The organism is Streptomyces nymphaeiformis (assembly GCF_014203895.1).
GTDB classification, from domain to species: Bacteria; Actinomycetota; Actinomycetes; order Streptomycetales; family Streptomycetaceae; genus Streptomyces; species Streptomyces nymphaeiformis.
On the sequence record NZ_JACHJY010000013.1, the window covers coordinates 79957 to 100978 of the forward strand.

Genomic DNA, 21022 nt, shown 5'->3' on the forward strand with positions numbered 1-21022 from the left:
CCATGACCTCTGCCACAGCGGAACGGACGGAGTCCACCGCCGCCACCGGGGCCCGCGTCGAATTCCGCGGCCTGCGCCGCGCGTTCGGCACCACCACCGCCCTCGACGGCCTCGACCTGACCGTCGAACCCGGCGAACTCCTCGCGCTCCTCGGCCCGTCGGGCTGCGGCAAGACCACCGCCCTGCGGGTCCTGGCCGGCTTCGAACGGCCCGACTCCGGCGAGGTCCTCGTGGACGGGGCGGACATCACCCACGTACCGGCCAACCGCCGCGACGCCGGCATGGTCTTCCAGTCGTACAGCCTCTTCCCCAACCTCACCGCCCGCGACAACGTCGCCTTCGGCCTCCGCGTCCGCAAGGCCAAGGCGGCCGAGCGCCACGCCCGCGCCGCCGAACTCCTCGACCTCGTCGGCCTTCCCGAGCACGGCGACCGCTACCCGCACCAGATGTCCGGCGGCCAGCAGCAGCGCGTCGCCCTCGCCCGCGCCCTCGCGCTCCGGCCCCGCGTCCTGCTCCTGGACGAGCCGCTCTCGGCACTCGACGCCAAGGTCCGGCTCAGCCTGCGCGAGGAGATCCGACGGCTCCAGCTCTCCCTCGGCATCACCACCGTGTTCGTCACCCACGACCAGGAGGAGGCGCTGTCCATGGCGGACCGCGTCGCCGTCCTCAACGCCGGGAAGCTGGAGCAGTGCGCCGCCCCGGCCGAGCTGTACCGCCGGCCCGCGACCGCCTTCGTCGCCGAGTTCGTCGGCACCATGAACCGCCTCCCGGGCCACCTCACCGACTCCGGACACGTGGAGGCCGCGGGCAGCCGCCTCCCCGTCGACGGAGACGTCCCCGACACCCGCGACGTCGAGGTGCTCGTCCGCCCCGAGAACATCACCGTGACCGCCGACACCGAAGGCGAGGCCGTGATCGTCTCGACGTCCTTCTTCGGCTCCGTCACCCGCGTCCACCTCGACCACCGCGGTACGACGGTCAAGGCCGACCTCCCGTCGCGCGACGCCGGCGACCTCACCCCCGGCACCCGCGCCACCGTCGGCATCGCCCCGCACCCCGCACTCGTCGTCCCGAGGGCGGAGCGGTGAGCGGACTCGCCGCCGTCCTCTTCGACATGGACGGCACCCTCGTCGACACCGAGGTCCTGTGGTGGGAGGTCGTGGAGGAGATCGCCGCCGGGCTCGGCCACCGGCTCACCGAGACCGACGCGCCCGAGGTCGTCGGACGCGCCGTCGAGGACACCGCCGCCCACCTCGTGCGCACCACCGGCGCGAGCGACCCGGACGGTGTCGCGACGGCACTGACCACCGCCTTCCAGAAGCGCGTCGACGAGGGCGCCCCGATGCGCCCGGGAGCGGACCGCCTCCTCGCCGAACTGGACCGGGCCGGCCTGCCGTTCGCGCTGGTCAGCGCCTCGCCCCGCTCGGTCGTCGACTCGGTCGTCGGCGGCGCGCTCGCGCACGTCCCCTTCGCGCTCACGCTCTCCGCCGACGACACCGTACGGACCAAGCCGCACCCCGACCCGTACCGCGCGGCCGCCGAACGGCTCGGCGTCCCCACGGAGGCGTGCGTGGCCGTCGAGGACTCCCCGGACGGAGCGGCCTCGGCCGACGCCGCGGGCTGCGCCGTCCTGGTCGTCCCCTCCCTCCTGCCGGTGCCGCAGGGCCCCGGCCGGATCTTCGCCGAAAGCCTCGAGGACGTGACCCTCGACAGCCTGCGCCGCCACGTCCACGACGGGGCGGCGGCCAGAAGCGCGGTACAGGGCTGATCCGAACACGCGCGGCGGGCCCGTTCCGGGATCGAGCGATCCAGGAACGGGCCCGCGCCCTTCTCCGCCGGTCAGCCGGCCGTACGGGCGAAGACCCCGGGCTCGTACGAGCCGCCCAGGTTGCGCACGATCACGGCCATCCGGGTGGCCGCGTTGATCAGCGCCACGACGCAGACCAGCGCGCCGACCTGGTCGTCGTCGTAGTGCTTGCGCACCTCGGCCCAGGTCTCGTCGGACACGCCGTGCTCGCCGAGCCGCGTGCCCTCCTCGGCGAGCGCGAGCGCCGCCCGCTCCGCCTCGGTGAACACGGTGCTGTGCCGCCAGGCGGCGACCAGACTCAGCCGTACGGCAGACTCGCCCTCGGCCGCGGCCTCCTTCGCGTGGGCGTCCACGCAGAATCCGCAGCCGTTGATCTGGCCGACCCTCAGCTGCACCAGCTCCCGCAGGGACTTCGGCAGCGTCGACTCCTCCAGCGCCAGGGAGGCGTTGTAGAACCGCTTGGCGACCTTCGCGGAGGTGGGGCTGTCGAACAGGTTGAAACGGGGTTCCATGACGTCGTCCTCATCCGTGATGCCGTGCGCCGTCGCACGGGGTGACCACAAGACGCCGCCGCCCCGCTCCGTGTGACGGCACGGCACTGTGGCCTGGATCACCGGAACCGGGTGTCACAGAACGACGCCGGCCGGCGTCTGGTGCACGGCGCACACGAGAGCGAACGGGCGGGAGCGGGCGATGAACGACCGGAAGAGGGACGACCGGACGAGGCACGAGGGGACGAGGGACGACGGGACGAGGGGAGACCGTTCGAGGCAGGACGCGACGCGTGACGTCACCGAGGCGTTCGTCGCCCACCGCAGACTGCTCTTCACCGTCGCCTACGAGATGCTCGGCTCCGCCGCCGACGCCGAGGACGTCCTGCAGGAGACCTGGCTGCGCTGGGTGGGCGTCGACCCCGGCACCGTACGCGACCAGCGCGCGTACCTCGTCCGGATCACCACCCGCCAGGCGCTGACCCACCTGCGCACGCTCGGCCGCCGCAAGGAGTCCTACCTCGGCCCCTGGCTGCCCGAGCCGTTGCTGACGACGCCCGACGTCGCCGAGGACGCCGAACTGGCCGACAGCGTCTCGATGGCGATGCTGCTCGTCCTGGAGACCCTCACCCCGACCGAACGGGCGGTGTTCGTCCTGCGCGAGGTGTTCGACCTGGGACACGACGAGATCGCCGAAGCCGTCGGGAAGACCCCGGCCGCCGTCCGCCAGATCGCCCACCGGGCGCGGGCCCACGTCGCGGCGCGCCGGCCGCGCGGCGTCGCCTCCGCAGCGGAGACCCGCCGCACCGTCGACGCGTTCCGCCGCGCGGTCGAGACGGGAGACCTGCGACGCCTGCTCGACGTCCTCGCCCCGGACGTCGTCCTGCTGACCGACGGCGGCGGGGTCGTACGGGCCGCCCTGGCGCCCGTCGTGGGCGCCGACGAGGTGGTACGGGTCCTGGGCAGGATCGCCGCCGTGGCGGTACTCGAGCCGGCCGGGATCAACGGCGATCCGGCGCTGATCGTCCGGCTGGGCGGGGAGATCGACACCGTCCTCGCGATGCGCGTCGACGACGGCCTCATCACCGGCCTCTACGCCGTGCGCAACCCCGAGAAGCTGTCGTACCTGGCAGGCGAGACCGCCCTGAGCCGCTGAGCCCCCCGGCGAGCGCCCCGACTGTCCCCCCACCCCTTCTCCTTCCTATCCTGGAGGAAGGAGAGGTGAGGAGGGCCGCCGATGGCCGCCGTCGCCGTGCACAGCGCCGTCCTGGGGGAGGGGCGTCCGACGCTTCCGTACGCGGAGGCCGGCAGCCCGGGGGGCGTACCGCTCGTCCTGGTGCACGGCTATCTGGACTCCTGGTGGACGTTCGAGCCCCTCCTGCGCGGCCTGCCTCCCGGCCTGCACGCGTACGCCCCCACCCAGCGGGGCCACGGCGACGCCGACAAGCCGCCCGACGGCTACCTGCCGGAGGACTTCGCCGAGGACCTGGTCGCCTTCCTGGACAGCGTGGGCATCGAGCGGGCCGTACTGGTCGGAGGATCGAGCGGCGGGGTGCAGGCCCGCATCGTCGCGGGCCGCCGACCGGACCGCGTGGCCGGCCTCGTCCTGCTCGGCGTCCCGGCGACGCTCGCCGACAAGCCGCAGGCCGCCGCGTTCTGGGAGACCGTACGGGAGTTGCGGGACCCCGTGGATCCCGCACTCGCCATGGACTTCGCCGACGGTCTGACGGCGACCCCGGTGGCACGCGGCTTCCTGAAGACCGTCGCCGACGAGAACCTCAAGGCCCCGGCCCACGTCTGGCGCGAGACCCTGCGGGGACTCCTGGAGACCGACCTCCGGGCCACCCTCGCGGGGATCCTCGTGCCCACCCTGGTCGTCTGGGGCGACCGGGACCCCCTCCTGACCCGCGAGGACCAGCAGACGATCCTCGACACGATCCCCGACTCCCGCCTCCTGGTCTACGAGGGCGTGGGCCACGTCCCGTACTGGGAGGCCCCGGAGCGCGTGCTCCGGGACCTGACGGCCTTCATGGCCGACCGTATGTGAGGATGACGTGAGGACGACGCCTGCGCGTCAGGACCGGTCGGCGCTCGTCAGGGCGTCGGTGACCAGGCGGGTGGCGAAGTCCTCGTCGTCGGTGATCCGGTTGATGACCTCCGCCAGGAGGAACGCGGTGGCCTCCAGGGCGTTCATCTCGTCCCGGGTCCAGTCCCCGTACTGCTGACGCCACAGGCTCGGGCTGAGGCCGGTGCCCGCCGCGATGGCCAGGCCGGCCATGGTGGGGACGGCCGCGGGCCGGATGCTCCTCGACATCCGGAGCATCGTGGTCACCAGGTTGGGCACGACGTACTCGACCACGTCCTTGTCGTGCTCCTCGCAGGCCAACCGCAGCCACTTCATGTACATGAAGATGATCGTGCACACGCCGTCGAGTAGGTCCTGGGCCCCCGTGGGCCCGAGGGACGCGGTGAACTGCTCATCCAGCCTGCGCCGTTCGGGATCGATCTCGGTTCTGCCGTCGTAGATGGCTTTCAGCCGGGAGTCGACCAGCATCATCGCCGCACTCACATCACCGGCGGGGGCGTACTGGGGGTCGCAGGACGATGGCACAGGGTTCTCCTCGTATGACAGCGGCCGGCGGCATGGTATGCCAATACGCTAGACCGCTGACCTGCCCTGGGTCCGGTAAATCCCGAGGAAAGCCCCTGAGGGGTGACATCGGAGAGAAGTCCGTACCGCTCGCCGCGTCGTGGGCATAGCGTGGTGCGGCATGACGGTACTGATCGTCGGCGGCAGTGGTCACCTCGGCACCGAACTCGCCCGCCAGGGACGTGCGGCGGGCCGGGACACGGCCGCCACCTTCCACTCACGCCCGGGTGAGGCACCCGGGGTGACGTGGCATCGCCTGGATCTGCGCGATCCCACCCGCCTGCGGGAGCTCCTGGACGCGGTGGAGCCCAGCGCCGTGATCAACGCGAGCAGCGGCGGGGCGGACTGGGCGATCACCGCCGAGGGCGGCGTGCGTCTGGCCCGGACGGCCGCGGAACGGGGCATCCGGCTGGTGCACGTCTCCACCGACGCCGTGTTCGCGGGCCGCCCCGACCCGTACGACGAGACCTGCGAGCCGGACCCGGTCAGCCCGTACGGGGCGGCGAAGGCGACGGCCGAGACCGCCGTACGGCTGCTGTGCGCGGACGCGGTCGTCGCGCGGACCTCGCTGATCGTCGGCGACGGCCGGTCCGAGCACGAGCGCAGGGTCCACCACCTGGTGGCGGGCACACGTCGCGGAGTCCTGTTCACCGACGACGTCCGCTGCCCCGTCCACGTACGGGACCTGGCCGCCGCGCTCTGGGAACTCACCGGGTCCGACGCGACCGGCGTCTTCCACCTGGCAGGCCCGGAGGCCGTCACCCGACACGAACTCGGCACGCTCATCGCCCGGCGGGACGGCCTCGACGCCTCACGCCTCGCGACCGGCCGCCGCGCCGACACGGACCTGCCCGGCGGCCTCCGCATCGTCCTCGACGGCCGCGCGACCCGGCGCCGCCTCGCCACCCGCCTCAGGGGAGCACGGGAGTTCCTCGCCGGATGAGGTCACGCCGCCCGCGGCTCAGACCTCGGGCAGGGACGGATCGGGTGTCCACGGCCGTGGGGCGTTGACGGCCCAGCGCTCGTGGTCGCGCCAGTCCCCGTCGATGTAGAGGTAGGCGGGCGAGACCCCTTCGAAGCGGAAGCCCAGCCGCTGGACCAGGGCCAGGGACGCCTTGTTCCCCGGCTGGATGCAGGCCTCCAGGCGGTGGAGCCGCAGTTCGCTGAAGGCGTGCTGAAGGGTCAGGGCGACGCCCTCGGTCATGTACCCGGACCCGGCGGACGGGGCGAAGGCCGCGTAGCCGAGGGACGCGCCCTGGTAGCGGCCCCGGATGACCGAGTTGATGTTGACCATGCCGGCGGCCTCGCCGGTCTCCCGCACGCGTATCAGGAAGCCCAGGTTGCCGCCGTCGTCGAAGCGGTGCATCCAGTCCTGGAACTCCGCCGCGGTCGCGGGCAGCTGCATCCATGGATGGTGCAGCGTCGAGCTGGCCCGCACGAGCGTGCAGAACTCGTCCTGGTCGGAGTGCGTGAGCGGGTGCAGTGCCACCCGTGGCGTCGTCGTGGGCATGCCCCCACGTTAGGGCACGTGTCACTCCCCGCCCGGAGCTCCCTTTCTCCAGAAGGTGCGGGAGAAGACCTTCTGCGCGTGCTTGTTCTGTTCGTTCCTCAAGGCGTTCCTGAACCGCGGCCGACCGGAGGCCTGGCGGGTGAACAGGTCGGCGTCCTGCGCCAGTCCGGCCTGGGCCAGGGCGACCGCCAGATTCACCTGCTCGTCCACCTCCCAGCCGTCCACGACGGTCTCGACGATCCGGACGACGACGCTCTCGGCCCGTGGCTGACTGGGATGGTCGAGGTGGTGGAGCCGCTTGAGCAGCAGGACGAGGCCTCCCGGGTCCCGGCTGCCGGCGCAGCCCCGCGCCACCGCGTCGACGGCCGGGAAGAGACGGGCGGCGGCCAGCGCGAGCAGGAGGGGCGCCATCTCCGGCCCGGGGTCCGCGCACGCCCGGTCGTACAAGGCGGACTCCCGCATCACCGCGGCGTCCGACACGGCCAGCACCTGGAGGAAGAGCCCCGCGTATCCGGTCGGCCGCTGCTCCACGGTCTGCTGGAACACCGCCTCGGCCAGCGACGGAAGGCCACCGCGATCCAGGGACGTCAGCAGATACGCGGCCCGCTCGGGACTGCCCGAAGCGGAGACCATCTCCACCACCGCCTCGGCACCGGGGTACACGTCGTCCAGGTAGCGGAAGAGGAACCGCGTCGACTCGGCCGAAAGCCGCATGGCACCCATCAACGCCTGCGAGGCCTGCGAGAAGCAGTCCGTGCTGTAGAGGGCGGCGATCAGGCCGGCGATCTCGTCGACCTGCCAACGCTCCACGGCGCGATCCACGATCTCCGCCGCGGCCGCGCCGTATCCCGCCTGCACCAGACACCTCACCAGGGACAGCACGTGGGACACCCCCCGGTCCTGTGTCGCCGCGAGGATCCGGTCGGCGTCCTCGGTCAACCCCCGCGCCGTGAAGCACTCGACGGTGGTGACGACGTCCTTCGCCGCACCGCGGTCCGCCACCGCGTCGTGCAGGGACCGGGCGTGTCCGTCACGGCCCGCGTTGCGCAGGGCGACGGTGAGCTCCGCCAGCTCCTGCGCGCTGCGGTGACCCGCGGCAAGACCCAGCGCCGACAGGGTCGCCGGCTCGACCTCGGTGCCGGCGGCCCACACCACGACGGCGACCACGTCGGTCACCGTGCGCACGACGAAGGCGGCCCCGAGCAGGCTCTCCGCCAGCTCGCCCAGCTGATCCCGGTGCAGACCGAGACAGAGACCGATGATGTCGCACGGCGCGTGCAGCTCGACCGACGACCGCAGCAGCGTCGCCACCCCGTCCTCGAAGCCCGCCCGGTGCAGAGCGGCGGCGAGCGCGGCCGTCTCCGCCACGGGCCGTGTCATCACGAGAGCCGGCACCGCCGTCTCCGCATGGGCGTGGAGACCGGCCTGCCGTAAGCCCGAAAGGAGTGCCGCGACCTCCTCGACCCGGCGGGAACGGCTCGCCGACGACACGAGCTCCCGCGCCATCGCCTGCTGGGTACGGGCCTCCAGGTCACCCACGACCGCGACCAGTTCCGCGACGGAGGCGGTACGGTCGGCCGCCTCCAGCGCGGCCATCAACGACGACGCGCCCTCACCCGGACGCTCCAGCTCGGCGAGCGCGTCGAGTTCGGCCTCCAGGCGGTGGCACTGCTCCTCCGCCGCGATCAGCTCGGCCCTCGTGACGGCGAGCGCCTCCTGCAGGAAGAGCACCTCCTGGCGCAGGTCGCCGCACTCGCTCTGCAGCTGCTCGTACTCGCCCTCCCACAACGCCACATCCGCCCGATGGGCCGACTGCTGCTCGTCCAGCTTCAGTTCGAGGTTCTCGCAGCGCCGCAGCGAATCGGAGAGACTGCGCTCCCGGTCGAGCAGGGCCTCTTCCAGGGCGCGTTGCCGCGTCCTGATGCGACGGCTCTCCTCGTCGACGTCGGCCAGTTCGTCCTGCAGCTCCTGCACCTTGCTGCTGCGGCGGTTCGACTTCAGCGCCGTCCGGTGCGTCTCCCGCAGCGCGGCCTCGGCCTGGGGCGTCAACGGCGCGGAGACCTCCCGGACCGTGCCGACCAGGTCGGCGACGAACTCCCACGGCGGAACGCGCTCGCCGTTGAGGTAGCGGGTCACGGAACTCGCGTCGAGATGACGGCGCGCGGCGTACCGCCGGACACTGATGCCCAGCGCACCGAACAACGCTCGGAGATCCTCGGCCAGTGCGCGCTTCTCGGCGGGCAGGCCGTCCTTCAGCGCGGCCAACTGCGCGGGCTTCCGCCGCCGATCGGGATTCGTGTCCGTCATCTCGACTGTCCTGTCAGGCATTCCCGCAGTATCCGCCGCGCGACCGGGACGCGCCCTGGTGCGGGTGTTGCCACCTGAGTCGGCAACACGACCGCCGGCCGCGTCCCCGATGCCACCTCCAACCGGCAACACCGCAGCTCCCCCTTTCGCCTCACGGCCGGGCAACGATGGTCGCCACACACCACGAGCCGGGATCGTCGTCAGACGCCGACCCGGCGGACCCAGGAGGACCAGGAATGACCGGCACCGGCGACGTCGCACGCGAGCAGCCCAGCACACCCGTGTGGCGTCGCCTCATCCTGCAAGCCGCGATCGGTGCCGCGGGCGCCGCCGGATCCGCGGCCGTGACGTTTCTCGTGTACTGGCTTCAGCACCGGTGACCGGCACGGCTCCGCTGCCTCAGCCGAGCTCCGCCTGAGGGCCGGCGGGGATGTCGAGCCGCTCGGCAAGGCTGGTCAGGGCGGCTCCGAGGGGGAGGGCGATACGGGAGAGGGCGTGGCGGTCCCCGCGGGTCGGGTCCCGGTTGATGATCAGGACCGGGGTCCCGGCCTCGGCCGCCTGGCGGACGAAACGGAGCCCCGACATCACCGTGAGCGAGGAACCGAGCACCAGCAGTGAGGCCGCCTCGCGGACCAGGGCGCGGCAGTGCTCGACGCGCCGGGGCGGGACGGCCTCGCCGAAGAACACGACGTCGGGCTTGAGGACACCGCCGCAGTTCGCGCACGGCACCACACGGAAGTCGCCGACCTGCTCGTCGGTGAGGTCGGCGTCACCGTCGGGATTGATTCCGGCCGCCACCGGCTCGAAGCCCGCGTTGGCCTCCTCCAGGCGTGCCGCGAGCTCCCGGCGCGGACTGTACGTGCCGCAGGACAGGCAGACGACCCGCGCCAGGCTGCCGTGGAGCTCCACGACCCCTCCGCTGCCGGCCGCCTGGTGCAGACCGTCGACGTTCTGGGTGATCACGCCCGAGAGCAGTCCGTGCCGTGCGAAGGCGGCGACGGCCCGGTGCCCGGCGTTGGGCAGGGCGCGACCGAAGGTGCGCCAGCCGAGATGGCTGCGCGCCCAGTACCGCCGCCGGGCCTGCTCGCTGCCGGTGAAGTCCTGGTAGGTCATCGGAGTGTGCCGGCTGAGGCTTCCGCCCTCGCCCCGGTAGTCGGGGATGCCGGACTCCGTGGAGATCCCGGCGCCGCTGAGCACCAGCACGCCGCCGGCCTCCAGCGCGTCGGAGACCGGCCCCAGGTCCGTCGTACCCGGTGGCAGGTCCTCGTCCGGCGTCCAGCTCAAGGTGGGGCGCATGCGCATGCGGCCAGGGTACGGAAGGGGCGGCCCGTATGCGTTTCGGCGGGACGGGGGTGACGGTTCGCGACAGGGCTGTCACAGATCTCGGCCGTCGCTTGACCGCCGCCCGGAGCGGAAGGCCAGAGTGTTCGGATGTCCGAGACGTGTGTGATCTTCGATGTCGGCGGCGTGCTGGAGTTCACGCCGGAAACCGGATGGGTGGAACGGTGGGAGGAGCGGCTGGCACTGCCCCACGGCACCGTGGGCGAGCGGATGCGGGACGTGTGGGCGGCCGGCGGTGTCGGCACCATCGGTGAGCACGACGTGCACGCCGAGGTGGCGTCACGCCTGGGCCTCGACGCCCCCCGCGTCGAGGCCTTCATGGCCGATCTCTGGGCGGAGTATCTGGGCACCCCGAACAACGAGCTCATCGACCACGTCCGAGGACTGCGCGGACGGTGCAGGCTCGGCATCCTGAGCAACAGCTTCGTCGGCGCCCGGGAGCGGGAGACGGCGCTGTACGGCTTCGACGAACTGGTCGAGCGGATCGTCTACTCGCATGAGATCGGCATCGAGAAGCCCGACCCGCTTGCCTTCGAAGCCGTGTGCGCCGCCCTGGGCGTGCGGCCGGAGAGCTGCCTCTTCGTCGACGACGTCGCGGTCAACGTCGAGGCGGCCCGGGCGGTGGGCATGCAGGCCCATCTGTTCGAGGACAACGCCCGGACCCTCACCCGTATCGCGGCGCATCTCGACGCCGGACGACCCGTCAGTTCATGAGGAGCAGCCGGGTCTGGGAGACGAGCTTCCGGTTGACGCTGGTGCTCTGCACGAAGATGGTGAACTCGTCGTTGTGGTCGGGCCTGACCCGCGTCTCCACGTCCGGCAGACCCAGCAGGGCCCGGGCCTGGGGCCCCGTGTAGACCCGGTCCGTCGTCTTCTCGAGGACCGCTATCCGCTTGCGCGCCTGGATCTTCTCCGGCTTGCTCAGCTGGTAGAAGGCGCAGCCCGTGCGGTACGTGTGCCCGGACTCGACGACCCACTCCCGGATCGCCACGTCACGGGCCACCGGGAGCAGCTGGTACTCCGACGGGTCCACCGGCGTGAGCCCGGCCGCCTCGATCGTGTCCTTGTTGACCGCTTCCGCGCCCGTGGAGAACACCGCCCGCGATCCACGGATGCCCTTCGTGCGGCCCACCATGAACTTCTCGGTGGCCTCGCGGATGACCTGGCCGGCCTCCTCCAGGCCCTGGGTGCTCGTGGCGTCCCAGATCGCGATGTTCTCCTTCGGGAAGCCGCAGTTCATCGCCTCGCGCTTGCCCATCTGGTCGGGCACGAGGACGGCGAGGGTCCAGTTGTCCTCCTGGGCCGCGATCATCTCGGAGACGGCCTTCACCAGGTCGCGCGGCTTGCCGGAAGGGGCGTCGGGGCAGCGGTGACTGGCGTTCTCCTGACCGTCGGTCAGGACGAACGTCAGGAAGCTGTGGTCACCGTACAGCTGGGCGGTCTGCGCCAGCTCCCGCTGCGACTTCAGCGAGGCCGCGAGCAGGGCCGTCATGCCGCCGGCCCGGTACAGCTGCTTCAGCGACGGCATCCGCAGCACGTCCTTGTCGTAGATGACGCACTCCACCTTGTCGGCGAAGACGTACACCGTGACGCGGGTCTCCTGGTCGAGCTCCCCCGACCGGCGGGCGAGATAGGCGATCTGCTGGTCCGCGACCTCCACGACCTTGCGGCTCAGGTGCGACATGGACGAACTGGCGTCCAGGACAAGGGCGACGTGGTTGATGTAGTTCTGCGCTCCGGACAAGACAGTTTCCCCCTCTTTCCGTCTGGTGTTCCCACCGTCTCACCCACCACTGACAATCGGTCCTGGCTCCCGGAGGGGGCGCGGGAGGGTCGTCACTCGGGGCGGCTGAAGCGGTGTGCCGCCCACAGCAGGGCGAGTGCGCCGCCGGTCAGGAGGAGGGCCGCTTCGAGCGGCAGGGGCGGCTGCCGGCCGGCCCATTCGATACCGGCGGCGGCCGCCTGGTCCGGCACCCGCAGGGCGATGGTGCGGCGGAGCAGGTCGACCGCGTACGCCAGGGGGTTGACGTCGGACAGGACGCGGGTCCAGGCGGGCAGGGCCGTGAGCGGGAAGAAGGCGCCGGAGAGGAACAGCAGCGGCATCATCACCAGACCCATCAGCGTGTGGAACGTCTCGGGCCTGCTCAGGGTCACCGCGAGGGCGAGGGCGAGGGCGGTGATGGCGAAGGACGCCAGGATCATCCCGGCGAGCAGCAGGACCAGGAGGAGCGGGTCGTAGGGCAAGCCCGCCACGCCGGCCAGACTCAGCAGGACGGCGCCCTGCACGGTGGCCGTCAGGGTGCCGCCGGCGCAGCTGCCCAGGAGCAGGGTCGAGCGGTGGACCGGGGCCATCAGGAGCTCGCGCAGGTAGCCGCTCTGCCGGTCGGTGATCAGCCGGATGCCGACCATGACGGCGGGCGTCTGCACGGTCATCATCAGCATGCCGGGGAACAGGTAGGTCCGGTAGCCGACGCCCAGGGACGACTGGGGGATGAGCGCGGCGAGCCCGCCTCCGAGGATCAGGAGGTAGAGCACGGGGTGGATCAGCATCATCGCCGTATGGGTGCGCTGACCGGTGAGGCGCAGCAGATCGCGGTGGACCAGGGCGTGGACGGCACGCAGTTCGCGCCGCAGCCGGGTGGTCCGTCCGCCGTCGGCGGCCTCCGGGGACGTCCAGGCGAGGGCGGTCATCGGCCACCTCCGGTCCGCGTCGCGGCCGCGGCCGCCCGGCCGGGCTGTGCGGCGCCGATGCTGCGCCCGGTGTGGTGGAAGAACACGTCGTCGAGCGTCGGCGGGGTCGCCGAGGCGGAGTTCACCGCGATGCCGAGCGCCTCGAGCGCCGCACACAGGCGGGGGATCCAGGCGCTGCCGCCCGGCAGCCGCAGGGAGATGCCGTCCGCGTCGACGCCGACGGTGCGGTCGGGCGGCGCCAGGCGTCGTACGACCTCCTTGGCCGCGTCGTCGTCGTCGGTGCGCAGCACGACCCGGTCGTCCCCGATCGCGGCCTTGAGCGCGAGGGGCGTGCCCTGGGCCACCAGCCGTCCACGGTCGATGATGGCGAGCCGGTCGCAGTTCTCCGCCTCCTCCAGGTAGTGGGTGGTGACGAAGAGGGTGCTGCCGTGCCGTTCGCGCAGCGCGCGCAGATGCTCCCAGACCTCGGCCCGGGCATGGGGGTCGAGTCCGGTGGTCGGCTCGTCGAGGAACAGCACCCCGGGGGCGTGCAGCAGCTGGCGGGCGATCTCCAGTCGGCGCCGCATGCCGCCGGACAGCGTCCGTACGGGGGAGCGGCGCCGGTCGGTCAGCCCGGCCGTCTCCAGGACCTCGGCGGTGCGCCGGCGGGCGTCACGGCGGGGCAGGCCGTAGAGGCGTGCGTGGATGTGCAGGTTCTGCTCGGCCGTCAGATCGGGGTCCACCGCGCTGTGCTGGAAGAGCATCCCGACCCGCCGCCGTACCAGGTGGGGCTGGGTGAGGACGTCGGCGCCGGCCACCGTGGCCCGGCCCGAGGTGGGGCGGGCCAGCGCGCACAGCAGGGAGATGGTGGTGGACTTCCCCGCGCCGTTGGGTCCGAGGAAGGCGAACGTCTCGCCGCGCCGCACGTCCAGGTCGAGGCCGCTCACGGCGTGGGTGGTCGTGCCGTCCGGTCCCGGGTAGCTCTTGACCAGACCGCGCGTGCTGATCGCGCACGCGGGCTCGGGCGGGTCGTCCGCGGCGGGCGTACGCGCGAGGGCGGCCGTCCTGAGGGCCGCCGGGGCGAGATCGTCTTCACCGGCGTGTCGTTGCATGGGGTGCCGTCCTCGTCTACGGGTCGGCCGGCCACCAGGGATGCGTGGCCGGCCACGCGTTCCGGTCGTGGTTCCGGCCGGCGGCTGCCCGGGACAGCCGCCGGCCGGAGGGTGTGCCAGGCTTAGGCGCAGCTGATGCCGATGCAGACCGTGTTGAGGAGCGTCAGCAGGCCGATGCACTCGCACGTCGCGGCGAACGCCGCTCCGTCAGCGCCCACCGGGTCGGTCTCCGGGAGGGCGTGGAGGCGGGCCAGCAGCTCGAGGTCCTGGTTCTCCATGGGATTCTCCTTCTTCTGTGAGATGGCGGCAGCACTCTTCTGCCGCTCGACCCGGCATCCGGACCCTCCGGCACCGGGAGTCTGTGGGGCGCCACCGGTCGGCAGCGCTTCCGGCCGCTCGGTGCGACCGGCCGTTCAGCCCTGCCGTGCGACCATCCAGTGCCGGGGGCCGGCGTGGCGGAGCCGCAGGAGGAAGGCGAGGATTCCGGCGGAACCGTCGCTCCAGCTGGTCGACACGTCCCCGTACTCGTTGGGGAAGACCACGTGGCCCCGGCGATGGGCCCTCTCGGCCAGGAGGAGGCGGGCCAGTTCCTCGGCCATGTCCCGGTGGACGGGGTCTCCCGTGGCCTCGGCCAGGTCGAGGAGGAAGTCGCCGTTGCCCGCGAGGCCGTGGCACTGGGTGAGGGCGGAGCGGGAGGCGCGTTCCATGACGGCGTGCGCGCCGCGGCGGGCCGGGTCTCCGAACCTGTCGTCCCCGGTGGCCTGCCACAGCCGGACGAGGAAGGTGCCGATGCCGGCCGCGCCGTGGCACCAGTACGCGGCCGTGGGCACGTCTCCGGACTGGGCGGGCCACTGCGCCGCTTCGCCCGTGCGTACGGCGTCGGCGACGAGGAACTCGCCGACCTCCAGGGCCAGTTCCCTGTGCTCGGGGCGTTTCGAGAGGTCCGCGGCGGCGAGGAGGAAGCACCCGATGCCGGACGTCCCGTGGGCGAAGCCGAGGTAGCGTTTGCCGCCCTCCGGGGAGTCCGCCTCCGCGGGGACCGCCCAGCCCACCCCGGACGGCTCGCGCCGGACGGCGGCGGTCAGCCGGTCGGCCGCGTCGACGACGAGGTCGGCGAAACGCGTGTCACCGGTGCGCTGCCACAGGTGGAGGGCGGCGAGCCCGCTGCCCGCCGTGCCGTGCGTGATGTCGTGATGGGGCGTCACCAGCGGGGGCGCCAGGGCCAGCTCCACCGCGTGGTCGACGAGCCGCCGGTCGTCGACCACGCGCCCGGCGTCGTACAGCGCCCAGGCGGTGCCGAGGCCGCCGAAATGGAGGCCCGGGCGTGGGGAGCGGACGTCGGTGCGGTCCGCGATCCAGTGACCCGCCGTGGACAGCAGTCCGGGCAGGCGTGGGTCGCCGGTGACCTCGAAGTACCTCGTCATGACGGCCAGGACACCGGCCGCGCCCTGCTGCACGGTGCAGGGGTCGCTCTCCCCGGCCTGTGTCGACACGGGCCACAGCCGGTCGTCTCCCGGAGTCATCGACTCGACGAGGTGGTCCACGAGCCCGGCCACCACGTCATCCACCGCGGCACCGGTGGAAGACCCCGGCCGCACGGAGGGCTCGGCCGCGCTCCGGGGCCGCGAAGCCCGATCCGCCCGCCGCAGCGCCTCGCGGGCCCTGTGCGGATCCCACCGCTCGGCGGGATCGTCCCGCATCAGCCCCAGGATCATGTCCACCACACCGTCCGGCAGCCGAAGCGGCCGGGTGCAGGCCGTCAGCCACGCGGCGAGCCGTTGCTCGGTCGGCGTATCGGCGGGCTCCTCGGCCAGGAGGTTCGGGACCTTCCCGGCCAGGACGAAGCACGCGGTGGCGCCGAGGCTGTAGTAGTCGGCCGAAGGGCGGACCGGCGCGTCGGCCAGGCGTTCGGGCGCACTGAAACCGGGCGTCCCCACGCGGCTCGGCAGAGCGTCCTCGTCCTCGTGGACCGCGAGCTCCAGATCGATCAGGCGCAGTTCCCCGTCAGGGCGGACCATCACGTTGGCCGGAGTGAAGTCCCGCAGGACCAGGCCGCGGGCGTGCGCCGCCGCCACCAGGTCCACCAGACGCCCGACCTGCGCCAGCGCGTCGGCGCGGTAGTGCTCGCCACCCACGTCACGGAAGTGCTCGGCCACCCAGGTGCGCAGCGTCACGCCCGGCACCTCTTCCTGGGCCAGGAACAGATGGCCCCCGTGCTCGAACAGCGCCAGCGCTTCCGGGGCGAGACCCGTGTCCTTGAGCCGCTCCAGCGTCCGGGCCTCGCCGCGCAGCCAGTCCCGGACGTCGCCGCCGGAGGCGTCGCCCTCCACATGGGGCCGGGCCTCCTTGATCACCACGCCCGCACCCGTACGGGCATCGCTGCCCCGGTACACGCCGCCCTTGTTCGTCTGCCGGATCGCCTCGCGTACCGCGAAGCGCCCACCGAGCACCACCGGACGGCTCGTCGCCTCCCCGCCACGCGGCACCGCAGGCACCGTGGCGGGGAACGGACAGACGGCCCAGGACGGCGGGGAGTACTGGCCGGTGCGCTTGTCCTCCACGGGGTTGCCGTCGGGGTCCTCGATGAACCACACCAGCAGACCGTCCTTGGACAGCCGGCGCCGTCCGACGAAGGCGCCGTAGCGGTAGTGCACCAGACTGCGCACGGCGTAGGGCTGGTCGGACAGGATCCGCGGCCCTGCCAGCCCGGCCGTGGCCGCGTGCAGCTCCTGGGCGAGCCCGGCCGCCTCGGCGTCGGAGCGCGGATAGACGGTGATGAACTTGCCCGAGCTGCCCCGCGGGGTCGCTCGCGAGTTCAGCGCACCGACCTGCTCGAGGGAACGGGCGAACTTGAACCCCGACTGCTCCCGCAGCAGCACGCGCAGCGCCCTGGTCAGGACCGCCGGCGCGGAGGCGGACGTGGCCGACACGTGCAGCTTCCACCCCTGCGTGCGCCGCGTCCCGGCCACGGGCGCGACCCGGCACCACGTCTCGTCCGCCTCGACAGTCCAGCGCGCGTCCGTACCCATGGCGTGCAGCGCCTGACGGAGGAGGTCCTCCAGATCAACTTCGGTCGTGTGGCTCGTCATTGCGTGTCCCTCTCAACGGCTGAACCGCCGAGGGGAAGGTGCCCGGTGACATAAACGGACCAACACACACGCACCTCGATTCACTTCATCCAGCGAGCGCACAGCGCTGTAACACCGGAAGGAAGCGCGCCCGGCGCAGTGGGAGGCGCATTTCGATCATTGAGTTTGCAGATGCGAAATCTCCACGGACAGCGCCTCCCGCAACAGCTCACGGGCATGGGGCGAGGTCAGGGCGCCGCTGAGCCAGCGGGTGCTGAGCCCCTCCAGGAGGGCCGTCAGCCGTTCGGCGGACGCCGTGAGCACCGGGGCGGGCACGTCGGGACACACCTGGGCCAGCAGCGCCGCGACGTCATGGACCCAGGTCAGGGAGGCCCGGGCCAGGTCCGCGCGGAGGTCCGGTTCGAAGATCGCGCTGGCGCGCAGCTCGCCCCAGGCCGTGCTGTTCTCACGGACCTCGGGGGTGTCCTGGAACTCGAGCAGCAGCGACCGCTCCAGCTCCTGGCGCGGGTCGGAAGGCCCGGTCGTCCCCTCCGCGGCGGCGGTGTAGCGCTCGGCCCGGTCGCCGATGAACTCCAGGGTGTGGCGCAGGACGCCCGCCCGGTCCTTGAAGTGGTAGTAGACCAGGGCGGTCGAAACCCCTGCCTCTGCCGCCAGCTCCTCCACTCTCAGCCCGCGGACGCCCCGCCGGGCTATGACGCGGGCGGCGCCTTCCAGGATGGCCGCTCGGCGGTCGGTCGTCATGTCACCCCTCGTGGTCCCCCTCGCGGTCGTCCACCCGTCAGGCGGCGGGCTTGCCGGGCTGGTCGTGGGTGGAGCAGTGGATGCCCCCGCCACCGGAGGCGATGGTGTCGATCCGGACCGGGACGATGTCGCGCTTGGGGAAGTGCTCCTGGAGGATGCTCTTCGCCCGCTGGTCGGCCTTCGTGTCGCCGAACCTCGGCATGAAGACGGCGTCGTTCGCGATGTAGAAGTTCGCGTACGTCGACACGAAGTCGTCGCCCTCGCCGGTGATCCTGTCGAGGTCGGGCTGCGGCAGGTCGATGATCTCGAAGCGCCGGCCCCGGGCGTCGGTCGCCTTGCTGAGCACGGATCGGGCCTGGTCGGCCGAGCGGGACCAGGAGTCCGGGGGCGTACCGGGGAACGCCTGGTCGAGCAGGACCACGCCGGGCGCGGTGAACCGTACGAGACTGTCCACGTGCGCGTCGGTGATGTCCTCGCCGCGGACACCGGCCAGCCAGACGACCTTCTCGACGCCGAGGGTCTCGATCAGCTCGTCCTCGATCTGGTCCCGGGTCTTGCCGGGGTTGCGGTTGGCGTTGACGATCGAGCTCTCGGTGATGAGGAGGGTTCCCTCGTCCTCGCCGAACGCGCACGCCCCTACGTGAGCGCCTACCAGGTCCAGGGCCACTCGGCCCTCCAGATCGGGCTGCGCCACATCCTGCCCAACATCGCCCCCGTCGTCCTCGCCCAGTCCACCATCAACTTCGGCTACGCCCTCATGGACCTCGCCGGCCTCTCCTTCCTCGGCCTCGGCGTCCCGGCGCTGACCCCCGACTGGGGCCGCATGGTCTTCGACGGCCAGACCGCGGTCCAGCAGGGCTACCCGCTGTCCGCGATCCTGCCGAGCGCCTTCATCGTCCTGACGGTGGTCGCGTTCAACGTGGTCGGGGAACGGTGGGTGGACCGCGTCGCCAGGAGAGACCGATGAACACACCATCCGACCGGCCGGTACTGGAGATCCGCGGGCTCCGGATCGACCTGCCCGGCACCGCGCGCCCCGTCCTCGTCGACGGGCACGACGTCCTCGCCCTGGACGCCGACCGGCTCCGTGCCCTGCGCACGGGGACCGCGGCGATGATCTTCCAGGACCCGCGGGCGGCCATCAACCCGCTGCGGCGCATCGGGGACTTCCTCACCGAGAGCGTCTGCCTCACCGGGACGACGACCGTCAAGGCGGCCCGTGCCCGGGCCGTCGAACTCCTGGAGGCGGTCGGCCTGGACGCCTCCGCCCTGGCGAAGTACCCCGGCCAGGTCTCCGGCGGCATGCTGCAACGCGTCATGATCGCCGCCGCGCTGATGGGCGACCCGGTCCTGCTCCTCGCCGACGAACCCACCACCGCCCTCGACGTCACCACACAGGCCGAGGTCATCGCGCTCCTCGGAAAGCTGCGCGAACGATTCGGCACCGGGCTGCTGTTCGTCACCCATGACCTCGACCTCGCGGCGGCGATCAGCGACCGCGTGTACGTCATGTACGCCGGGCGGATCGCCGAGAGCGGGCCCGCCGACGAGGTCTTCGAGCGCCCGCGCCACCCGTACACGGCCGCGCTCCTGGCCTCCACCCCCCGCATGGAGAACCCGCGGGGGCGGCTCGCCGCCGTCGACGGACAGCCTCCCGACCTCAGGGCGGAACTCACCGGCTGCGCCTTCGCCGCCCGCTGCGCGCTGGCCACCGAGATCTGCGACCGGCAGGCACCGCCGTCACTCCCCGCCCCGGGCAGGCCGGACCACAAGGCGGCCTGCCACCACAGCGATCGGCTCGGAAGGACGGCGGTCGATGCCTGAGAACGACGAGAAGTCCCCTTACGGCGACAACGCCGAGCACGTCCTCGTGGTGAAGGGCCTGCGCAGGACCTTCGGAGCCGTACGGGCCGTGGACGACGTGTCCTTCACCCTCCCGCCCGGCGGATCGCTCGGCATCGTCGGCGAGTCCGGCTCCGGCAAGACCACCACGGCCCGGATCGTCGTCGGCCTGGAGCGGGCGGACGAGGGCGAGGTCCACGTACGAGGCCGGTCGAGGACCGCGCGGGGCCGGGGCCGGGCACACCGGCTCGCCCGCGCCCGCGAGGTCCAGATGGTCTTCCAGGACCCGCTCCTGTCGCTCGACCCCCGGACCGGCGTCGAGGCGGCCCTCCGGGAGACGCTCCGGCTCCACTTCCCCGACCGGGACCACGGCCTGCGGATACGGGAACTGCTCGACCAGGTGGGCCTCGGAACGCGCGCCGCCGACGCGCTGCCCCGGCAGCTCTCCGGCGGACAGCGCCAGCGCGTGGCCATCGCGCGGGCCCTGGCCGTGGAGCCGGCCGTGCTGGTCCTGGACGAGGCGGTCGCGGCCCTGGACGTCTCGGTGCAGGCACAGATCCTGAACCTCCTCGCGGACATCAGGGAGCAGACCTCGATCGGCTACCTGTTCATCACCCACGACCTCGGCGTGGTCCGGTGCGTCACCGACGACGTCATCGTCATGCGGCACGGCGCCGTCGTCGAGGCCGGGCCGACCGCCGAGGTGTTCGCCGGGCCCCGCCACCCGTACACCCGGCTCCTCCTGGAGTCCGTGCCCAGGCCGGGCTGGGACCCGGAGCGGATCGCCGTCGCCCGCCGGGCACTCTGAAGCCCGCTCAGGCCCCGGCGGCGAGCGTGCGGACCAGGGCCCGGAGGGCGGCCCCGCCGTCGACCTCCGCGCCGAGGGAGTCCATCGCCGCCAGTCCGTCGACGGCCGCGGCCACGGCCTCGCCCAGCGGCCGGGGGTCGAGGTCCCCGCCGCGCTCGTCGGCCAGGACCTGGAACAGGGACACGAAACAGGCGCGCCAGCGGCGGTACTCGGCCTCCAGGGACTCGCGCACCCGGTCGTCGTTCAACGCGTGCCAGTGCAGCGCGGAGTGGAGGTGCGCAAGGTCCGTCCCCTCGGGCCTGCTCAGCAGGTCGAGCACGCGCTCGGCACGCTCGGCGAAGGTGCCGGGGGCGGCCACCGACTCCTCCAGGGGGGAGATCCACTCGGGGCGGATGTCCGCGACGACGGCGACGATCAGGTCGGTCCGGTCCTGGAAGTGGTAGTGGCACATCCCGTGGGAAACCCCGCACAGTGCCGCCACGTTGCGCGTGGTGAACCGCTCGCTCATCTCGCCCGCGAGCAGCGTGCGGGCCGCCGCGATCAGCCGTGCGCGCGTCTGCTCGCCCTTCGCCGAGGCGCGGGCCCGCGGCGTCGCGCCCGTCCTGGGCGGGGGAGCGGTGAGGTTCCGGGGGTCCTTCGCGGATGCAGCCATGG

At 72.5% G+C, this 21022-nt stretch carries 22 protein-coding genes and 1 pseudogene; 10 read left to right on the plus strand and 13 right to left on the minus strand.

Annotated elements, in window-relative coordinates; translation table 11 throughout:
* Nucleotides 1–2: 2 nt before the first annotated feature.
* Nucleotides 3–1088 carry an ABC transporter ATP-binding protein gene (locus GGE06_RS36505; protein ID WP_116163411.1) on the plus strand — a complete coding sequence of 362 codons (1086 nt, stop codon included), beginning with the start codon at nt 3–5 and terminating at the stop codon, nt 1086–1088.
* A complete protein-coding gene (locus GGE06_RS36510; protein WP_376773627.1) occupies nt 1085–1768 on the plus strand; it encodes an HAD family hydrolase in 684 nt (227 codons plus the stop codon). Before GGE06_RS36505 ends, GGE06_RS36510 begins: the two co-directional genes overlap by 4 nt.
* A 71-nt stretch (nt 1769–1839) precedes the next feature.
* On the opposite strand, the gene GGE06_RS36515 is transcribed toward GGE06_RS36510, so the two are convergent.
* Nucleotides 1840–2319 (minus strand): carboxymuconolactone decarboxylase family protein, encoded by a 480-nt coding sequence (locus GGE06_RS36515; RefSeq protein WP_184932803.1) that lies wholly within the window; start codon nt 2317–2319, stop codon nt 1840–1842.
* Between the two features lie 181 nt (nt 2320–2500).
* Here GGE06_RS36515 and GGE06_RS36520 point away from each other — a divergent pair, with 181 nt between their 5' ends.
* On the plus strand, nt 2501–3454 hold the full coding sequence (locus GGE06_RS36520) for an RNA polymerase sigma-70 factor (RefSeq protein ID WP_116163415.1): 954 nt from the start codon (nt 2501–2503) through the stop codon (nt 3452–3454).
* Nucleotides 3455–3535: 81 nt separating this feature from the next.
* Nucleotides 3536–4345, plus strand: coding sequence for an alpha/beta fold hydrolase (locus GGE06_RS36525; RefSeq protein ID WP_116163417.1), 810 nt, complete (start codon nt 3536–3538; stop codon nt 4343–4345).
* 27 nt (nt 4346–4372) lie between these two features.
* Here GGE06_RS36525 and GGE06_RS36530 read toward each other — a convergent pair whose 3' ends face one another.
* Nucleotides 4373–4909, minus strand: a complete 537-nt coding sequence (locus GGE06_RS36530; RefSeq protein WP_116163419.1) for a hypothetical protein — start codon at nt 4907–4909, stop codon at nt 4373–4375.
* A 160-nt stretch (nt 4910–5069) separates the two neighbouring features.
* On the opposite strand from GGE06_RS36530, the gene GGE06_RS36535 reads away from it, so the two are divergent.
* Entirely contained in the window at nt 5070–5891 is an 822-nt protein-coding gene (locus GGE06_RS36535; protein WP_184932804.1) for an SDR family oxidoreductase, read from the plus strand.
* Between the two features lie 18 nt (nt 5892–5909).
* On the opposite strand, the gene GGE06_RS36540 is transcribed toward GGE06_RS36535, so the two are convergent.
* Both GGE06_RS36540 and GGE06_RS36545 read right to left on the minus strand, forming a co-directional pair.
* Complete coding sequence (locus tag GGE06_RS36540; RefSeq protein ID WP_184932805.1) at nt 5910–6458, minus strand: GNAT family N-acetyltransferase; 549 nt, start codon at nt 6456–6458, stop codon at nt 5910–5912.
* A 21-nt stretch (nt 6459–6479) separates the two neighbouring features.
* Nucleotides 6480–8786 (minus strand): coiled-coil domain-containing protein, encoded by a 2307-nt coding sequence (locus tag GGE06_RS36545; protein WP_184932806.1) that lies wholly within the window; start codon nt 8784–8786, stop codon nt 6480–6482.
* A 215-nt stretch (nt 8787–9001) separates the two neighbouring features.
* Between GGE06_RS36545 and GGE06_RS36550 the strand changes: the two genes are divergently transcribed.
* Nucleotides 9002–9145, plus strand: coding sequence for a hypothetical protein (locus tag GGE06_RS36550; protein WP_181924741.1), 144 nt, complete (start codon nt 9002–9004; stop codon nt 9143–9145).
* A gap of 19 nt (nt 9146–9164) precedes the next feature.
* Here the strand turns inward: GGE06_RS36550 and GGE06_RS36555 are convergent, their stop codons facing one another.
* Nucleotides 9165–10067, minus strand: a complete 903-nt coding sequence (locus GGE06_RS36555) for an NAD-dependent protein deacetylase (protein ID WP_116163427.1) — start codon at nt 10065–10067, stop codon at nt 9165–9167.
* A gap of 129 nt (nt 10068–10196) precedes the next feature.
* On the opposite strand from GGE06_RS36555, the gene GGE06_RS36560 reads away from it, so the two are divergent.
* Nucleotides 10197–10820, plus strand: a complete 624-nt coding sequence (locus GGE06_RS36560; protein WP_116163429.1) for an HAD family hydrolase — start codon at nt 10197–10199, stop codon at nt 10818–10820.
* Here the strand turns inward: GGE06_RS36560 and GGE06_RS36565 are convergent.
* The 7 genes and pseudogenes from GGE06_RS36565 to GGE06_RS36595 all read right to left on the minus strand — a co-directional run.
* Nucleotides 10810–11850 carry a vWA domain-containing protein gene (locus GGE06_RS36565; protein ID WP_184932807.1) on the minus strand — a complete coding sequence of 347 codons (1041 nt, stop codon included), beginning with the start codon at nt 11848–11850 and terminating at the stop codon, nt 10810–10812. The two genes, GGE06_RS36560 and GGE06_RS36565, sit on opposite strands and share 11 nt — an antisense overlap.
* Nucleotides 11851–11942: 92 nt before the next feature.
* Nucleotides 11943–12797, minus strand: a complete 855-nt coding sequence (locus GGE06_RS36570; RefSeq protein ID WP_116163433.1) for an ABC transporter permease — start codon at nt 12795–12797, stop codon at nt 11943–11945.
* Nucleotides 12794–13888, minus strand: coding sequence for an ATP-binding cassette domain-containing protein (locus GGE06_RS36575; RefSeq protein WP_116163435.1), 1095 nt, complete (start codon nt 13886–13888; stop codon nt 12794–12796). Before GGE06_RS36575 ends, GGE06_RS36570 begins: the two co-directional genes overlap by 4 nt.
* A gap of 122 nt (nt 13889–14010) precedes the next feature.
* On the minus strand, nt 14011–14166 hold the full coding sequence (locus tag GGE06_RS36580) for a VenA family class IV lanthipeptide (protein ID WP_181924742.1): 156 nt from the start codon (nt 14164–14166) through the stop codon (nt 14011–14013).
* Nucleotides 14167–14301: 135 nt separating this feature from the next.
* Nucleotides 14302–16977: a class IV lanthionine synthetase LanL gene (gene lanL / locus GGE06_RS36585; protein WP_184932808.1), complete on the minus strand. Its 2676-nt coding sequence runs from the start codon at nt 16975–16977 to the stop codon at nt 14302–14304.
* A gap of 156 nt (nt 16978–17133) precedes the next feature.
* Nucleotides 17134–17718, minus strand: coding sequence for a TetR/AcrR family transcriptional regulator (locus GGE06_RS36590; protein ID WP_184932809.1), 585 nt, complete (start codon nt 17716–17718; stop codon nt 17134–17136).
* Nucleotides 17719–17755: 37 nt separating this feature from the next.
* Nucleotides 17756–18337: pseudogene (locus tag GGE06_RS36595) on the minus strand (agmatine deiminase family protein); the annotation flags it as partial.
* Nucleotides 18338–18358: 21 nt separating this feature from the next.
* Between GGE06_RS36595 and GGE06_RS36600 the strand changes: the two are divergent.
* Genes GGE06_RS36600 through GGE06_RS36610 form a run of 3 tightly spaced genes read left to right on the plus strand, consistent with a single transcriptional unit; the run spans nt 18359 to nt 20368 of the window.
* On the plus strand, nt 18359–18685 hold the full coding sequence (locus tag GGE06_RS36600; protein WP_312883424.1) for an ABC transporter permease subunit: 327 nt from the start codon (nt 18359–18361) through the stop codon (nt 18683–18685).
* On the plus strand, nt 18682–19542 hold the full coding sequence (locus GGE06_RS36605; protein WP_184932810.1) for an ABC transporter ATP-binding protein: 861 nt from the start codon (nt 18682–18684) through the stop codon (nt 19540–19542). The genes GGE06_RS36600 and GGE06_RS36605 overlap by 4 nt, the downstream gene beginning before the upstream one ends.
* A complete protein-coding gene (locus tag GGE06_RS36610; protein WP_184932811.1) occupies nt 19535–20368 on the plus strand; it encodes an ABC transporter ATP-binding protein in 834 nt (277 codons plus the stop codon). The genes GGE06_RS36605 and GGE06_RS36610 overlap by 8 nt, the downstream gene beginning before the upstream one ends.
* Nucleotides 20369–20375: 7 nt before the next feature.
* Here GGE06_RS36610 and GGE06_RS36615 read toward each other — a convergent pair whose 3' ends face one another.
* Complete coding sequence (locus GGE06_RS36615) at nt 20376–21020, minus strand: TetR/AcrR family transcriptional regulator (RefSeq protein WP_184932812.1); 645 nt, start codon at nt 21018–21020, stop codon at nt 20376–20378.
* Nucleotides 21021–21022 lie beyond the last annotated feature (2 nt).

Excerpts from the sequence above, each read along its gene's own strand:
- GGE06_RS36505 (WP_116163411.1), top strand. The coding sequence starts at position 3 with ATGACCTCTGCCACAGCGGAACGGACGGAGTCCACCGCCGCCACCGGG.
- GGE06_RS36515 (WP_184932803.1), bottom strand. The coding sequence starts at position 2,319 with ATGGAACCCCGTTTCAACCTGTTCGACAGCCCCACCTCCGCGAAGGTC.
- GGE06_RS36520 (WP_116163415.1), top strand. The coding sequence starts at position 2,501 with ATGAACGACCGGAAGAGGGACGACCGGACGAGGCACGAGGGGACGAGG.
- GGE06_RS36525 (WP_116163417.1), top strand. The coding sequence starts at position 3,536 with ATGGCCGCCGTCGCCGTGCACAGCGCCGTCCTGGGGGAGGGGCGTCCG.
- GGE06_RS36535 (WP_184932804.1), top strand. The coding sequence starts at position 5,070 with ATGACGGTACTGATCGTCGGCGGCAGTGGTCACCTCGGCACCGAACTC.
- GGE06_RS36540 (WP_184932805.1), bottom strand. The coding sequence starts at position 6,458 with ATGCCCACGACGACGCCACGGGTGGCACTGCACCCGCTCACGCACTCC.
- GGE06_RS36545 (WP_184932806.1), bottom strand. The coding sequence starts at position 8,786 with ATGCCTGACAGGACAGTCGAGATGACGGACACGAATCCCGATCGGCGG.
- GGE06_RS36550 (WP_181924741.1), top strand. The coding sequence starts at position 9,002 with ATGACCGGCACCGGCGACGTCGCACGCGAGCAGCCCAGCACACCCGTG.
- GGE06_RS36555 (WP_116163427.1), bottom strand. The coding sequence starts at position 10,067 with ATGCGCATGCGCCCCACCTTGAGCTGGACGCCGGACGAGGACCTGCCA.
- GGE06_RS36560 (WP_116163429.1), top strand. The coding sequence starts at position 10,197 with ATGTCCGAGACGTGTGTGATCTTCGATGTCGGCGGCGTGCTGGAGTTC.
- GGE06_RS36570 (WP_116163433.1), bottom strand. The coding sequence starts at position 12,797 with ATGACCGCCCTCGCCTGGACGTCCCCGGAGGCCGCCGACGGCGGACGG.
- GGE06_RS36575 (WP_116163435.1), bottom strand. The coding sequence starts at position 13,888 with ATGCAACGACACGCCGGTGAAGACGATCTCGCCCCGGCGGCCCTCAGG.
- GGE06_RS36580 (WP_181924742.1), bottom strand. The coding sequence starts at position 14,166 with ATGGAGAACCAGGACCTCGAGCTGCTGGCCCGCCTCCACGCCCTCCCG.
- lanL (WP_184932808.1), bottom strand. The coding sequence starts at position 16,977 with ATGACGAGCCACACGACCGAAGTTGATCTGGAGGACCTCCTCCGTCAG.
- GGE06_RS36590 (WP_184932809.1), bottom strand. The coding sequence starts at position 17,718 with ATGACGACCGACCGCCGAGCGGCCATCCTGGAAGGCGCCGCCCGCGTC.
- GGE06_RS36605 (WP_184932810.1), top strand. The coding sequence starts at position 18,682 with ATGAACACACCATCCGACCGGCCGGTACTGGAGATCCGCGGGCTCCGG.
- GGE06_RS36610 (WP_184932811.1), top strand. The coding sequence starts at position 19,535 with ATGCCTGAGAACGACGAGAAGTCCCCTTACGGCGACAACGCCGAGCAC.
- GGE06_RS36615 (WP_184932812.1), bottom strand. The coding sequence starts at position 21,020 with ATGGCTGCATCCGCGAAGGACCCCCGGAACCTCACCGCTCCCCCGCCC.